The sequence below is a fragment of the Pannus brasiliensis CCIBt3594 genome (assembly GCF_036688125.1).
In the GTDB taxonomy this organism is placed as follows: domain Bacteria; phylum Cyanobacteriota; class Cyanobacteriia; order Cyanobacteriales; family Microcystaceae; genus Pannus; species Pannus brasiliensis.
In genome coordinates this window covers 89,692-103,820 of record NZ_JBAFSM010000015.1, presented here as the reverse complement: position 1 = coordinate 103,820, position 14,129 = coordinate 89,692, and the positions used below count along the sequence as shown (strand labels likewise).

At 53.8% G+C, this 14,129-nt stretch carries 12 protein-coding genes; 7 read left to right on the top strand and 5 right to left on the bottom strand.

Annotated elements, in window-relative coordinates; translation table 11 throughout:
• Positions 1–180 (top strand): hypothetical protein (locus V0288_RS10055; protein ID WP_332864953.1); only part of this gene is annotated, 180 nt, incomplete at its 5' end.
• Positions 181–321: 141 nt separating this feature from the next.
• Entirely contained in the window at positions 322–915 is a 594-nt protein-coding gene (gene recR / locus V0288_RS10050) for a recombination mediator RecR (RefSeq protein ID WP_422661951.1), read from the top strand.
• Between the two features lies 1 nt (position 916).
• Here the strand turns inward: recR and V0288_RS10045 are convergent, their stop codons facing one another.
• Both V0288_RS10045 and V0288_RS10040 read right to left on the bottom strand, forming a co-directional pair.
• Positions 917–3,373: a DUF3769 domain-containing protein gene (locus V0288_RS10045; RefSeq protein ID WP_332864952.1), complete on the bottom strand. Its 2,457-nt coding sequence runs from the start codon at positions 3,371–3,373 to the stop codon at positions 917–919.
• Positions 3,374–3,513: 140 nt separating this feature from the next.
• A complete protein-coding gene (locus V0288_RS10040; RefSeq protein ID WP_332864951.1) occupies positions 3,514–3,630 on the bottom strand; it encodes a photosystem II reaction center protein I in 117 nt (38 codons plus the stop codon).
• A 507-nt stretch (positions 3,631–4,137) separates the two neighbouring features.
• Between V0288_RS10040 and V0288_RS10035 the strand changes: the two genes are divergently transcribed.
• The gene (locus V0288_RS10035) at positions 4,138–4,476 is read left to right on the top strand and encodes a P-II family nitrogen regulator (protein ID WP_332864950.1); all 339 of its coding nucleotides are present in this window, start codon (positions 4,138–4,140) and stop codon (positions 4,474–4,476) included.
• Positions 4,477–4,513: 37 nt separating this feature from the next.
• Here V0288_RS10035 and glnT read toward each other — a convergent pair whose 3' ends face one another.
• The 3 genes from glnT to V0288_RS10020 all read right to left on the bottom strand — a co-directional run bounded on the left by glnT (position 4,514) and on the right by V0288_RS10020 (position 8,115).
• Positions 4,514–5,818, bottom strand: coding sequence for a type III glutamate--ammonia ligase (gene glnT, locus V0288_RS10030; protein ID WP_332864949.1), 1,305 nt, complete (start codon positions 5,816–5,818; stop codon positions 4,514–4,516).
• A 381-nt stretch (positions 5,819–6,199) separates the two neighbouring features.
• Complete coding sequence (locus V0288_RS10025) at positions 6,200–7,183, bottom strand: alpha/beta fold hydrolase (RefSeq protein WP_332864948.1); 984 nt, start codon at positions 7,181–7,183, stop codon at positions 6,200–6,202.
• The gene (locus V0288_RS10020) at positions 7,180–8,115 is read right to left on the bottom strand and encodes a fatty acid desaturase (protein WP_332864947.1); all 936 of its coding nucleotides are present in this window, start codon (positions 8,113–8,115) and stop codon (positions 7,180–7,182) included. The genes V0288_RS10025 and V0288_RS10020 overlap by 4 nt, the downstream gene beginning before the upstream one ends.
• A gap of 929 nt (positions 8,116–9,044) precedes the next feature.
• On the opposite strand from V0288_RS10020, the gene V0288_RS10015 reads away from it, so the two are divergent.
• The 4 genes from V0288_RS10015 to V0288_RS10000 all read left to right on the top strand — a co-directional run bounded on the left by V0288_RS10015 (position 9,045) and on the right by V0288_RS10000 (position 14,081).
• Entirely contained in the window at positions 9,045–10,532 is a 1,488-nt protein-coding gene (locus tag V0288_RS10015; RefSeq protein WP_332864946.1) for a hypothetical protein, read from the top strand.
• 150 nt (positions 10,533–10,682) lie between these two features.
• The gene (deoC, locus tag V0288_RS10010) at positions 10,683–11,381 is read left to right on the top strand and encodes a deoxyribose-phosphate aldolase (protein ID WP_332864945.1); all 699 of its coding nucleotides are present in this window, start codon (positions 10,683–10,685) and stop codon (positions 11,379–11,381) included.
• Between the two features lie 391 nt (positions 11,382–11,772).
• Complete coding sequence (gene recO / locus V0288_RS10005; RefSeq protein ID WP_332864944.1) at positions 11,773–12,570, top strand: DNA repair protein RecO; 798 nt, start codon at positions 11,773–11,775, stop codon at positions 12,568–12,570.
• A gap of 107 nt (positions 12,571–12,677) precedes the next feature.
• A complete protein-coding gene (locus V0288_RS10000) occupies positions 12,678–14,081 on the top strand; it encodes an MFS transporter (protein WP_422661950.1) in 1,404 nt (467 codons plus the stop codon).
• The last annotated feature ends 48 nt before the right edge of the window (positions 14,082–14,129 follow it).

Genomic DNA, 14,129 nt, shown 5'->3' with positions numbered 1-14,129 from the left:
AGGAGTCAGGAGTCAGGAGTCAGGAGTCAGGAGTCAGGAGTCAGGAGTCAGGAGGAGGAATACAGAATAATTCTTTATAATTCTTTCCAAAATCCCGCGCGAAACCGATTTATCTTTTCGATCGGCAAGGGAGACAGGAGACGGACAAGAGAGCGAGCGTTAGTTTTCTTAATCGGATGAGTTTGGTCATCTCGGGAGCGATCGAGCGGTATCGGCGAAGAAAAATGATACAATAGTTTTCGATCTTTTCCCGATTCCAATGCCCTGTTCGCGCTTTCGGCAAAGATCGCCAGAAAAATTTACCTTCAAGGATCGCTTCCTATCTATACTCCTCCTTTAGCTCGCCTGATCGAGCAGTTACAACGTTTACCCGGCGTGGGACCGAAAACCGCCCAACGCCTCGCCCTGCATATTCTCAAACGTCCCGACGAGGAAGTTCGGGATCTGGCGAGAGCGATCGTCGAGGCGAAAAAACAGGTCGGTTTATGCCGGGTGTGTTTCCACCTGTCCGCGGAACCCGTGTGCGATATCTGCCGGAATCCGAACCGGGACACGGGGACGATCTGCGTGGTAGCGGACTCGCGGGACGTGATCGCGCTGGAAAAAACCCGCGAGTACCGGGGCAAGTACCACGTTCTCGGGGGCGTGATCTCGCCGATGGACGGCATCGGCCCCGAACAACTGCACGTTCAACCCCTGATCCAACGGGTCAGCCAGAAATCGATCGCCGAGGTCATCCTCGCCATCAGTCCCAGCGTGGAGGGAGAAACGACCACGCTATACCTCGGGGGATTGTTGAAACCGTTCACCAAAGTCACCCGGATCGCCTTCGGTTTGCCGATGGGGGGCGATCTGGAGTACGCGGACGAGGTAACGTTAGCCCGCGCGCTCGAAGGTCGCCGGGAAGTAGAGTGATCTAGCGCGGTACGCCATTGACCACGGGACGGACATCGCTTCCCTCGAAGTAACCGGGGTTTCCCGTCCAGTTGAAATCGGAGACGCGGATATTGATCGCCCCCAACTGCAAGATGGGATTGTAACGTAGGACGATGCTATAGGTGCGACGACTCCACTCGATCAGGTAATCGGTGCTGATCTCTTTCGATTGATCGAGACTGTAGGAACTCTGGAAACCGATGCGGACGGGCCCGTAGATCTGCTGGACGATCCCGAAGGAAAGGATCTGTTGATCCACGTACCGATCGAAGAAAAACGGCGATTGCCCGCCGACTAACCCCTGACTGAAACTGACGTTAAAACCCGTGTAATCGAAAACCGGACGGGAGAAGTGTCCGAACTGTCCCAACAAGCCCACGGTCGCGGTCATCGAATTCTGCGTTTCCCCGTTCGTGTAATAGGTTCCCACCCCGGTGAGTCCGGTGAATAGGGAAATATAGGGCTGAACGGGAACCGGGGAGTATTTTAATCCTTCCTCGGGAGTCGGGGGGAGGGTAGCCCCCGACCAGAGCGCGAAACTTTTGGTCAACGATACCGCGCCCTGAAAACGGCTTAAATTGACGACATTATCCGAGGAGTTCGGGGGGATCAGATCGCTTCTATCGGTCGGGGCATTGATATTTTGGAGCGAGGTTTGAAAGCTCAGGCTAACTCCCGAATTCCCCAGATAGTAAATCGGCGAGGTCAGGATCGCCCCGATACTGCTATTCACGGTTTGATAACCGAGGGAACCGTTAAAAAGGCGCTCGCGGTAGTTATATTCGGCGTTGAACAGGTAGGGATCTTCGAGTAAACCGATTTTCTGTTGCAGGCGGATTTTCGATCGAACGCTATTATCGATCTCCCCGAGATCCAGACTGGAAAAAGAAGCCCTCGCCTCGAAAAGCGTCCGCGGGCCGAGATTCGCCTCGATATCGCCTACTAAACCGAAAGCCTTCGGGCTGAACGGGGAAACATCACCCCCTCCCGGATTGGCGGAGGGGAAAGCGTCGGGGTTGATAACTTTTTGAAGTAGATATTGGGGGGTTAATTGAAACAGGAAATTGGGGGTTTCTACCACGGTCTGGCGACTCTCGATAAAGAAACCGCCGCGATCCTCGCCATCGTAACCCGGATTGATTAGGTTCGGGCGACGGCGACGGCGATCGAACCCCAAACTATTGATAAACGTCGGCGCGTTGACCCGTTGATCGAAGACCACCCGCGAGTTACTCAGGTTCAACTCGTCGGTAAAGGGGCCGGTATTGCGAAAGGTGGCCCGATCGGCGCGCACTTCCAATTCGGGAGGGGAAAAGGGATCGTTGGTCAATCGCACGTTCGACGCGTTCCAGACCTTGCCATCGAACTCCAATCGCTCGGCCTGGAAACGGAGACGATTGATCGTTCCCCCGGACTGACCGACCGACTGACTCTGGCGACGGCTGGGATCTTGACCCCCGACCACGAATTGAAATCCCTGATTCGTGGTCACTCGCTGTAGGGGCTGGTTGCGGGCGAGGCGATCGTTGAGCGTGCCGAGGGAGTTCGCTCCGGCGCTCACGTCGGTGGGTAAGGTCTGCCCGAAGTCGCGCCCGGTCGTGGGTTGGAAGATTTCCCCGTTAGCGTTGTAGACCACGCCACTATCCTGCACGAAATAGTATTCAAAGCGATCGCCCTGGAGGATCTGGTCGCCGCGGGTGAGGATGACCTTTCCCTCGGCCACGGCCAGTTTTTCGGGCAGGTTGATCTGGAGTCGATCGGCGGTCAGAACACTATTGCCGAAACGGAGGGTAACATTTCCCCGCGCGGTAATTACCCGCGTGTTCTGGTCGAATTCCTGCTCGTCGGCGATTAATTCGAGCGGCTGTTGCGTGGCGGGGTCGATCGACGGCTCGGGAGCGTTATCGAGGGCGATCGTGAACGTTGTCGTGGCGGTCTCGCCTTTTTTTCGCACCCGTATGGTGGCAATTTTTCGTTTCCCGTCCTGGAGCTTGCGATCGACCCCGGAAATGGCGATCGTTCGCGGTCGGGTTCGGATAGTCGGCGGTTCGGGGGCGATCGGACTTTGGATGGAGAGCGGTTCCCCGAGGTCTTCGGCGGTCGTGGGGGGAGAGGACGGGCGCGGTAGCGCGGCTTCCGTCTCGGAAACCGGTTCTTCCGGGGGCGGTTCGATCGGGATCTCCGTGGCGGTCGTTTCTTCGTGGTTCGGGGAAGGAAGAGAGGTCAGGAGTCTACCCTTTTCGGGAACGATCGGGCGAACCGTGACAACTTGGGACGGGGGAATTACCGTCAGCGGGATCGATTCACTCTCGATCGGGGTCGGTGAGGCGCTGGCCGCGAGAGGAACGGCGCTAGAGGAATTTTCTTCGGAAACTTCGGCGGGAAAGGCGGGATCGACAATAGCGGGCGGTTCAATAGCTAACAGGAAAAAAGACATGGCGCGCGGGTCGGCTCTCGAAAAATTTAGCGATCGAACCTCGGGGGAACTACCATGATCACTGTGGATAGAGAGACCGGGGAGATCCGATAACTTGTTCCCCGTCCCTCCCGTCTCGATCCGGTTCGCGATCCGGCTCTCTACTCGAAATCTTTCCGTCCGGGGTTCCGGGTCGGGTCGCTAGAGAGAAAACCGAAGATAAACAATAAAACAAAGAAGGAAACGACGATATAAACGGCGATTTTCAAAGTTAGCATCGGGGGAAGTTCTCCTTTATCGGGTCGAAGGAATAACGGTTCTGGATAATACCTTGACTTACTTTACCGTATTTCGGGAACGCGAACGGGGATTTTCGGGAGACGGGGGCGAGTGGCGGGAGTTCCGGCAAAATCATCAAAACTGTATTCTAAAATACAGACAAATTCTTTTAATTCCTGTATCGAACGATCTTGCCGACGGAAAAAAAACAAAGCGCGCTATTTCCATTCCTCGCCATTTTTCTCGCCATTTTTCCAGATTTATAAAGAACGGGAGAGGAGCGAACGGGTGGATTCCCGGCGATCGGGGGATGTATAGCTCGGCTTGGATAATCGGTAGTTTTCTCGAACTACAAAAGCGTCGATCGACCCCCGAAGACGAGTTCGACGAAGCTCGATCGAGAATGGAAGAAATTATGACTTTACCCCCGTATTTTCCGATACCGGGTTTAAAATGAATGGGTAATTAATAAATAAATATCGTCACGCAACGAGGAGCTAGGTATTTTGAAGAAAGTAGAAGCGATTATCCGACCCTTTAAACTCGACGAAGTTAAGATCGCTCTGGTGAACGCGGGCATCGTCGGCATGACCGTTTCGGAAGTTAGAGGCTTCGGTCGTCAGAAAGGGCAGACCGAACGCTATCGCGGTTCGGAGTATACCGTCGAATTTCTCCAAAAATTGAAGGTAGAGATCGTTATCGAGGATAACCAAGTCGATATGGTGGTCGATAAACTGATTTCCGCCGCGCGTACCGGGGAAATCGGCGATGGGAAAATCTTCATCTCCCCCGTGGAACAGATTGTCCGTATCCGGACCGGCGAGAAAGACCTCGAAGCGATTTAACGTGTTTTCATCGGGATGATGGCCGCGGCCGTCATCCTTAACAATCGAGCGTGTTTTCCCGCTCCCAAGCGGTAATCCGACCATTAAAATCCCGCCATTCCCCGTATTTTAGTTTTAAATAAGACTTGACAAAAGACTTTCCTAGCGAGTTAGCGAGGATCGTATCCTTGTCCAATTCCTGTAAGGCTTCCCGTAAATCCGACGGCAAATAGCGAACGGTTCCCGACGGCAGGGGATCGGTATAGGTATTATTATCGCGACGCGGGCCGGGATCGCGGTGGTGTTCGATGCCGTCGAGTCCGGCCGCGATCAGGGACGCTGGCAGGAGATAGGGATTGGCCGCGCCGTCCGCCAGTCGTAACTCGAACCGGCCGGAGTCGGGAATCCGGATAGTATGGGTGCGATTGTTGCCACTGTAGCTGATCGTGTTGGGCGACCAGGTGGCACCGGAGAGGGTGACGGGGGCGTTGAGACGTTTGTAGGAGTTGACCGTCGGGTTGGTAAAGGCGCAGAGAGCGGGCGCGGAATGAAGAACACCGCCGATAAATTGATACGCCAGCGAGGAAAGTCCTAATTCCCCTTCACTATCGAGAAAAAGATTCCTTTTTCCCGCTAGATCCCAGAGAGAGAGATGGGTGTGACAACCGTTGCCGGTGAGATGGGCGAAGGGTTTCGGCATGAAGGTGGCGCGGAGTCCGTGTTTCTCGGCGATCGATCGGACCATATATTTAAAGAAGGCGTGTCGATCGGCCGTTACCAGCGCGTCCTCGTACATCCAGTTCATCTCGAACTGTCCGTTCGCGTCCTCGTGATCGTTCTGGTACGCGCCCCAGCCGAGGTTTAACATTCCCTCACAGATCTCGCTTATCACGTCATAACGGCGCATTAACGCCTGTTGATCGTAGCAGGGCTTACTCTGGGAGTCCCGCGCGTCGGCGATCGTTTCCCCGTCCGCGGAGAGTAAGAAATACTCGCACTCTACCCCCGTTTTCACGCTGTAACCCATCTCTCTCGCCCGTTCCAGCACTTTTTTCAAAACCAGTCGGGGAGTTTGTTCGATCGCTTTTCCGTCCGTCGTGTAGAGATCCGCGGGAAGCCAGCCGACTTCCGGCCGCCACGGTAACGGGAACAATCGATCGATATCCGGTTTCGCGAGTACATCGGGGTCGGCGGGAGTCATATCCAGCCAGGCGGCGAAACCGGCGAAACCCGCCCCATTTTCCGCCATCACGTCAATACTAGCGGCGGGAACCAGTTTCGATCGCTGTACCCCGAAAAAATCGGTAAACGAGATCAGGAAGTAACGGATACCTTTTTCGCGGGCGATTTCGGATAAAAGCATGAGACCTCTCGGGGAATTCAAAAATTGTCGTGTGGTCAGGAGTTAGGAGGCAGGAGTTAGGAGGCAGGAGGCAGGAGGCAGGAGGCAGGAGGCGGTAGGCAGGAGATAAGAGAAGATATAAAGAAAATTATCCATAAAAATATCAAAAAAAATCAATTTTTGTTGTACAATTTCGTTTTTTAAAGTTTTTAGACTTTCAAAAACGAATCGTGCCAGAGATCTATGTTTTTTTTCGGGTCGAGGGTTGGAGATGGGACGGTAGGGGCGAGATTTCCCCGCCCGGAGTGGAAAATTAATATATAGAGGCAGTATTTTCGGTAAAAGCTCCAAAAATAGAGAATTCCAGCAAGTTACTCCCCACTCCCCACTCCCCACTTCCGCCTATTGAAGAAATTCCCGTATCGCCTCGCGGATAAAGGCTTCGTCCTCGGGATTCTGGTAGGGATTGCCGGCGCGATGTCCCCAGATGGAGGGAATCGGACGGTATTCGGCGTTGGGAATCCGATCGGCCTCTAGTTTACAGTCTTCCGGCGTGAAGTATAGATCGGTAATCGAGGGCATAACGAGGGTTTTCGCCCGGATAGAGGCTAACGCGAGCGAGTAATCGCCGTTATACCGGTCATTATCGCTAATATCGCAGGCTAACCACGTATCGATCATCGAGAGGAGATCCCGCGGATCGCGTTTTCGATAGTTCGCCTCCCAACCCCGGATTAGATAATCTTCGAGAGAGTCATAACCGAGTTGATAGTAAATCCCCTGACGGTAAAACGCCTGAGATGCCGCCCAACTCGCGTAAATTCGGGCGAAAGCGCGGAAGCCCCGCTCGGGAGTCGCGGTAAATGTCTCGCCATTCCAATTCGGATCGGCGGTGAGCGCGGCCTGTAAACTGAGGAGAAAGATTTGATTATGATCGGTGGTTTTCGCCGTAGCGCAGAGAGCGACGATTCGATCGACCCGATCGGGGTACAATACTCCCCAATGATAGGCTTGTTGCGCTCCCATCGACCAACCGTAGATCAGCGCGAGTCGATCGATCCCCAACACTTCCCGCACTAAAATTTCCTGTATCGTGACGTTATCGACGTGGGTAAAGCGGAACTCGCCATCCGAGTTACTAGGGGATGTCGAGAAACCGTTCCCGAACATATTGGGGATAATAATAAACCAGCGCGTCGGATCGAGAATGCCGTCGGGACGGATTAACCAGTCGATGTCGCGATGGGTGGCCCCGTAGGAAGTAGGGTAGAGGATAGCGTTCGATCGATCGTCGTTTAACTCCCCGTAGGTTTCATAGACCGAACGCGCCGCCGGTAAGATTCCCCCGCGCTGTAGACGAAAATTCTCGACGATTAACTCTTTCATGCCGTCACTTTGCCAAAATTACCGACGATTTGACGGTTTACCACCACGTAGCCTTTTTCGATACGGGCGAAGTGGCTTTGTAAGATCTCGTGGGCTTTAGCGAGTTGGTGGAAGGGAATAGAAGGATAGAGATGATGTTCGGCGTGATAGGGCATATTCCACATCAGAAAGCGGATCGGCCACAGGGTTAAGGTGGTGCGGGTATTCGTGAGGGGGTTGTTATCGTTCGTACATCCGGTGTGTTCCGAGAGTAAAATCGCCCGGAGAATCGGCTGACCGACCGCGAGAGGTAATAGCCAGTAGAGGCAGAAATAAGCGGGAAAAAAGGCGAGGAAGAGAAAATACACCGCTAATTGTATCCGAACGGAGCGGATCACGGTGTCGCGATTGGCTTCGGACACGAACGGACAATCCTCGAGTTGTCCGGTCGCGAGGCGGAAATAACTTTTGATTTTGCCGATCCACCAGTTAAAACCGCTAATTTCGACGATATATTCCCGAATATTCGTCGGTTTCGGGTCGCTTAATTCGGGGTCTCTGTCGGGAATCTGGGTGTAGCGATGATGCCATTTGTGGTAATAACGGTAGAAAGTGCTGTTGTAGAAGGAAAGGAGTCCCGCGAACCAAGCGACGGCATCATTGACGCGAGAATTGACGAAAGCGGTACGATGAACGCACTCGTGGAGAGGCGCGAACATAGAAACGAGGGTAAAACCGTAAATTACCAACGCGGGGAGGGCGATAATCGGGTTGGCGAGATTCGTTCCCCAAAAATAACCGCTAATTCCCATGATCGCCAGATGTCCGAGGAGTTGTTTCCATCCGGCGCGAGGATTTTTTTCGTTTAACGTCGCGAGTACGTCTTTGGATAGAAGACGACTCGATTGAATCTGCCAAGAATCTCCCTCGATGGGGATGACATGACTAGACATGATCGGTTGGGGCGTTTAGGATAACGATCGATCTTACTACCGTCGTTCAAGACCTACAAGTAAGCTTTTCTGTCAGGAAATGCCGTAACTTTCGCTACAGAATCCGATCGATCCGTCGCGATCTCGCGCCGGTACCCGAGGACTCGATCGCTCTGTTGCGTGCATGAACTCGATCGATCGAAAAATAGTGTAATCAATCGCTAGACTGTTCTGTGAACAGAGAATAGGCGTGAGACAAAAAAATAAGCTGAATATACAAGTTTTATGAAATATATTAAATTTTTGTCGCTTTTTCGGCTTCGATCACCAACAAAATGAGCGAGGTTGTTACTTTTTGAAAGACATTTTTGGAAAAGTTAATCTTGATTGATTTCGCTTTACGAGAACTTTAGGGATTTAAACGGTGGCACGGCGATCGAGAGTCATTTACCGATCGATCGATCGGCGCCCGTCCTCTTTCGATAGAAGCGTTTTATTCATTACTTCTCTAGTTGGACAATGGAAGAATTTTATCAAAATTCATAATCAATAATGAGCTTATTTTAGATAGCAACTGACAAAACAAACTCTATTTTTTCAAAAAAAATTGCTGTTTTTTTGAAAAACAAGATAATAATAAGAAATGCAAAAATTTAGTTTTTGATAACCCCAATGAAACCGGTCTATACCGATTAATCGCCGACGGATCGGGAAGCCGAACGATCCTCGTATCCCCTGACCGGAGGGATTTTCAGGGCGGCGAATCCAGAGCGATCGCTACAAGGAAAACGCGAGATTGTCCCGGTTTACAATTCTTCTTAAACATCCTAGAATCGAGTGTCGTACTGGTTCGGAAACCGAATTTATAAGAAATCCTAAAATATCGGTTTATCCATCTAAGAACCAGACAATAATAATCCGCAAAGGGTAATAAAATAGGAGCCTATAATATGAAACCTGTTGCCATCGCTCTCGCGGTCACTACCGCTCTCGGTACCGCGACATCGGCCCGCGCGTTAACGATCGCGACGATCGGCGCGAACTTCACCGGAACCACCCGATCGCAAAGTGGTTTCATCCCCCCGGACACGATGGGCGCGGCCGGCCCGAATCACATCGTCGAGCTAATCAACGGAACCTACGCGGTCTATAACAAAAGCGGCGCTCTCCAAGGATCGCGTGTCTCTCTTAACCAGTTCTGGCAGAGTGCCGGGGTAACGCCCGCCGGAAGTTTCGCGTTCGATCCGAGAATCCTTTACGATCCCTTTAGCCAACGCTGGTTCGCGGCCGCGGTGGACAACTCGGGCGGTAACAATAATTTCTTGGTCGGGGTTTCTAATTCGTCGAATCCGCTAAGCGGTTGGAAGGCTTTTTCCATAGATAGCAATACCGCGAATACCCGCTGGGCGGACTTCCCCGCCCTGGGTATCAACGGGGATAAAGTAACGATCGCCGCGAATATGTTCCCCATCACGGGACAGGGAGCGACCACCGCGACGACAACCATCCTGACGATCGATAAAAACTCCCTAATCACGACCCCGGTCGGCCAACTTTCCAATCTATCGCGAACGCTTTTTCAAAATAACGACCCGAATAATACGGGCTTCGCCGTACAGCCGGTGGTGGACGCGGACAACCGCGCGGGAGAACATTTTCTCTGGTCCGATTTTAATACTCCAGCGGGTTTCTTCAAGCGATCGAGCATCACGGGCAACGCGGCGACGGCGACGCTGAACACGACCGGTGGAGTCAACGGGGGATTCCTCGACCTGACCGCTTATAATAATCCCCCGCTCGCCCAACAACTGGGAGGGCCGAATAATGTCAATACTAGCGATGCTCGTTTCGGTTCCAACGTGATCTATCAACTGGACGCTTTCGGGAATAATTCCTTCTGGGGAGTGCAAACCGTTAACAATGGGGGTCGGGCCGCCCTACGCTGGTTCGAGATCGACGCGAATACCAATTTACTCCGCCAAGAAGGACTGATCGCCAACGCGAACGAGGATTATTACTTCGGCTCGATCGCCGTGAACAATAACCGACAGGTCGTGATCGGGTTTAGTTGTTCTAGCGATACCCTCTTTATTAGCAGTTGTGCCGTCACGAGCCAAAATCTCGGCGGGCTGACGAACTCCTTAACCACTTTCGGCGCTCGCCAGATCTTGCGCCAGGGAACCGCGTCCTATCAAGTCCTAGACACTAGCGGTCGTAACCGATGGGGAGATTATAGTGCCACGGTACTCGATCCGAGCGATCCCACCGGTTCGACGTTCTGGACTTTTCAAGAGATCGCCACCGGTTCCACGCAATGGTCGGTTCAGATTACAGAACTTCAGTTAAGTACGCCTAGTGTTCCGGAACCCGGTTCGGTCGCCGGTTTAGTCACGATCGGTTCGATCGCTTTCGCGCTCAAGCGTCCGGGAAAAAAATAGAGCGCGGGTTAACCCGAAAATAGCGCTCGCCTTCCCTCTCGGGGGAAAGCGATCGTTTTTTCGTGTCAATTACCTAGCCCGACCGTAACCGTTCGATCGAATCTCTGCGAAAATAGAAAAAGACCCCCTAGTTATCTATCCGGTTCGACGATGGCTGTCCCCGATTCCGATATCGATCTCGCGCTGTATATCGATCATTCCCTACTCGTGCCGACCGCGACCTCGGAACAAGTGGCCGCCCTCTGCGGTGAGGCCGATCGCTATCGTTTCCCGACGGTGTGCGTCTACCCTTCCGCGGTGAAACAGGCCGTACAACTGCTCCACGGTAAGAAAACCGCCGTCTGTACGGTGATCGGTTTCCCGACCGGCGCGACCACCAGTGCCGTTAAACGCTACGAAGCCCTAGAAGCCGTCGAGAACGGGGCGATCGAACTCGATGTCGTGATTAATCTCGGCTGGTTAAAAGAAGGCAGATCCGAGGAATTATTCCAAGAAATCGCCTCTATCTGCGAGGAAACCGGAAAAACCGTCAAAGCGATTTTAGAAACCTCCCAACTCACCGACACCGAAAAACGTCTCGCGGCCGAGATCTGTATGGACGCGGGGGTCGCGTACCTGAAAACCAGTACCGGCTGGTTCGGGGGCGCGACGGTGGCGGACGTGAAATTTCTCAAGGAAATATCGAGAGGTCGCGTGGGTATCAAAGCCTCCGGGGGCATCCGTACCGCGGAACAGGCGATCGCCCTGATCGCCGCCGGCGCCACCCGTCTCGGCACCTCCCGCGGGGTCGAGTTAGTCCGCTCTCAGCGGGAAGGGGCGGAAATCGGCGATCGCTCTTCGGAATATTAGTCGGAGGCAGGAGGCAGGAGGCAGGAGAATAGGGTCAAGATTCCGCCTCCGAGGAGCAACATTCCGCCTCCGAGGAGCAACATTCCGCCTCCGAGGTTCAACATTCCACCTCCGAGGTAAATAACGCCAGTTCGGTATAAGCCAGAATCGAGACTCTCTCATTCGAGTTATCCCGAAATCCTGTCAACTCGCAGTGATGTCGCGCGTGGCCTTGTGCGGGGGGTCCGGGGGAGGCACCCCTCCCCCGGTGGGGGGTTCGGGGGGCTAGTCCCCCGAATAAGACTCGGCTTCTCACCGAAAAATCGTCAAATGCCGCTCCCGAACTGACGTTAACTAAATTCAAAACGGTCTTTTCCCCTTTCCCGAAAAACTCCCCCATCCCCCGAAAGAAATGTCCCGAACCTATCAAGCTACCGGAATCAATCTCAAAGGAATGGCGATCGGGGAAGCCGATCGACTGTTGACGATCCTGACCGCGGAACGGGGATTAGTCCGCGCGATCGCTCCTGGCGCCCGGAAATTCAAATCGAAACTGCGGGGAAGAAGCGAGATCTTTGTCGTCAATCACCTATTAATCGTCGAGGGAAAAAACCTCGATAAAGTGATTCAGGCGGACACGATCGAATCCTACCCGAAATTAAGCCGGGATCTCGGGAAACTCGCCGTCGGTCAATATCTGGCCGAGGTGGTTCTGGCGATCGCCCTCGGCGATCAACCCCAAAGCGAGTTATACGAACTCTTTCTCGAACACCTCGGCCGGATCGAGAGGGTATCGGAACCGCGACAGTTATTGCCCCATCTGTGCCAGGCACTGTTTCACCTGATGGCGATCGCCGGTTTCGCCCCGCAAGTCCATCACTGTCTTCTCGATCGCCGGCCGATCCTCCCCGATCCCGACAACCCGAACCGGACGATCGGATTCAGTTTTCACGCCGGGGGAACGATCGATCTTTCTGCCCTCCGGGACGAGACTTCTCTCCCCAAGATCGATAGTAAACTGAACCCTTTGGAAGTAAGCTTACTTCAGGGGTTAGGTGAAAGTGCCTTACCCGCGACCGAGACGGGCGTGGCGGTGGAACTCGCGTGGATTAACCTCGATCGTCTCCTCCGCGACTACACGGGCTATCACCTCGGCAAAACTTTTCGCTCCTCGACCTTGGTGGAGGGATTATCTCCTTTAGAATTTTAAACAGATAGAAAATCGTATTCCGAATGCAACTTTTCGATCCCGAAACGACCCCGCCCGCGAGCGAGCGCGCCGACGCTTCCGTCCCGAGTGACTCCCCGACAGCCATCATGAACCGCCCGTCGAAACGACCGATCCGAACTCCCCCGAATCAGGGATTCGCCCCCGTCCTGAAAAATCCCCGTTTTCTCATTCTCTGGGGCGGCACGATTTTCTCGCAGTTGGCGGATAAATTCTATCTGGTGCTGATGATCTCCCTGATCGCCACCCATTTCCAAAACGCCGATCAATCGATTAGCGGCTGGGTATCGGCGATCATGATCGCCAACACGATCCCCGCGGTATTGGTCGGTTCGATCGCCGGGGTGTACGTCGATCGATGGCTCAAGCGCGAGGTTCTCGTCATCTCCAATTTTCTCCGCGGCGCGTTCGTCCTCGTCCTGCCAATTTTATTATGGCTGGCCCGCGGGCAAACCCTGGCTATCCCCCTAGGCTGGCTCCCGGATAGTTTGCGCAATTGGTACTATCGCCCCCAGGGAGCCTTTAACCTGCCCCTCGGCTTCGGGATTCTCCTCCTAGTAACCTTCCTCGTTTCCACCCTGACCCAGTTTTTCGCCCCCGCGGAACAGTCCACCCTCGCTCTCGTGGTCAAACGTCGTCACCTCCTGCCCGCGAACTCCCTCAACACCCTGACGACGATGGCCGTCCTGATCGTCGGGTTCGCCATCGGGGAACCGGTTCTCGCCTTCGCGGATAGTCTGGTCGGCGCGAAAGCCGGTTATTGGGACGTGGGCAAAGTGGCGATCGTCGGCGGTTTTTACCTGATCGCGGCCATAGTTCTCCTATTATTGCGAACGGGGGAGAAATATATCGTCCCGACCGCCGAACAACCCCACGTTTTCGAGGATATCCGCGACGGGATACGCTATCTCGGCGAGAATCATAAAGTACGGAACGCCCTGATCCAGTTGGTGATCCTCTTCTGTATTTTCGCCGCCCTCTCGGTGTTGGTGGTCAGTCTGGCGGAAAAACTCCCCGGCTTGAAAGCCTCGCAATTCGGCTTTTTACTCGCTTCCTGCGGCGCGGGGATGGCCGTCGGGGCGATCGGCATCGCCTACCGCGGACAGCACTTTTCCCCGGCGAGGTTAAGTTTATCGGGTTCGCTCGGCATGGCGGTATCTCTCATCGCTCTATCCTTCGCCACGAAAAATCTCGTTCTCGCCTTCGCGTTGACCGCCATCCTCGGCGTTTTCGCCTCCCTCGTCGGTGTGCCGATGCAAACCACCCTCCAGGCGGATACCCCCCCGGAAATGCGGGGAAAAGTCTTCGGTTTAGAGAATAACGCCGTTAATATCGCCCTATCCCTACCGTTAGCGGTGGCCGGTGTGGCCGAGACCCAATTCGGCTTACGCCCCGTTTTGCTATCTCTCGCGGCGCTGGCGGTGATCGGCGGGGCTTTTACCTGGTATATCTCCCGCGATACCCCGCGCGCTCCCGTAAAACTTGACAAATAAAGCGCCTGATTGTCCAATACTATTATTATTATTAAAATTTATTAAAGA

What these genes read in the sequence shown, in the direction of transcription:
- V0288_RS10045 (WP_332864952.1), bottom strand. Translation starts at nt 3,373, where the DNA reads ATGTCTTTTTTCCTGTTAGCTATTGAACCGCCCGCTATTGTCGATCCC.
- V0288_RS10040 (WP_332864951.1), bottom strand. Translation starts at nt 3,630, where the DNA reads ATGCTAACTTTGAAAATCGCCGTTTATATCGTCGTTTCCTTCTTTGTT.
- glnT (WP_332864949.1), bottom strand. Translation starts at nt 5,818, where the DNA reads ATGCTTTTATCCGAAATCGCCCGCGAAAAAGGTATCCGTTACTTCCTG.
- V0288_RS10025 (WP_332864948.1), bottom strand. Translation starts at nt 7,183, where the DNA reads ATGAAAGAGTTAATCGTCGAGAATTTTCGTCTACAGCGCGGGGGAATC.
- V0288_RS10020 (WP_332864947.1), bottom strand. Translation starts at nt 8,115, where the DNA reads ATGTCTAGTCATGTCATCCCCATCGAGGGAGATTCTTGGCAGATTCAA.
- V0288_RS10015 (WP_332864946.1), top strand. Translation starts at nt 9,045, where the DNA reads ATGAAACCTGTTGCCATCGCTCTCGCGGTCACTACCGCTCTCGGTACC.
- deoC (WP_332864945.1), top strand. Translation starts at nt 10,683, where the DNA reads ATGGCTGTCCCCGATTCCGATATCGATCTCGCGCTGTATATCGATCAT.
- recO (WP_332864944.1), top strand. Translation starts at nt 11,773, where the DNA reads ATGTCCCGAACCTATCAAGCTACCGGAATCAATCTCAAAGGAATGGCG.
- V0288_RS10000 (WP_422661950.1), top strand. Translation starts at nt 12,678, where the DNA reads ATGAACCGCCCGTCGAAACGACCGATCCGAACTCCCCCGAATCAGGGA.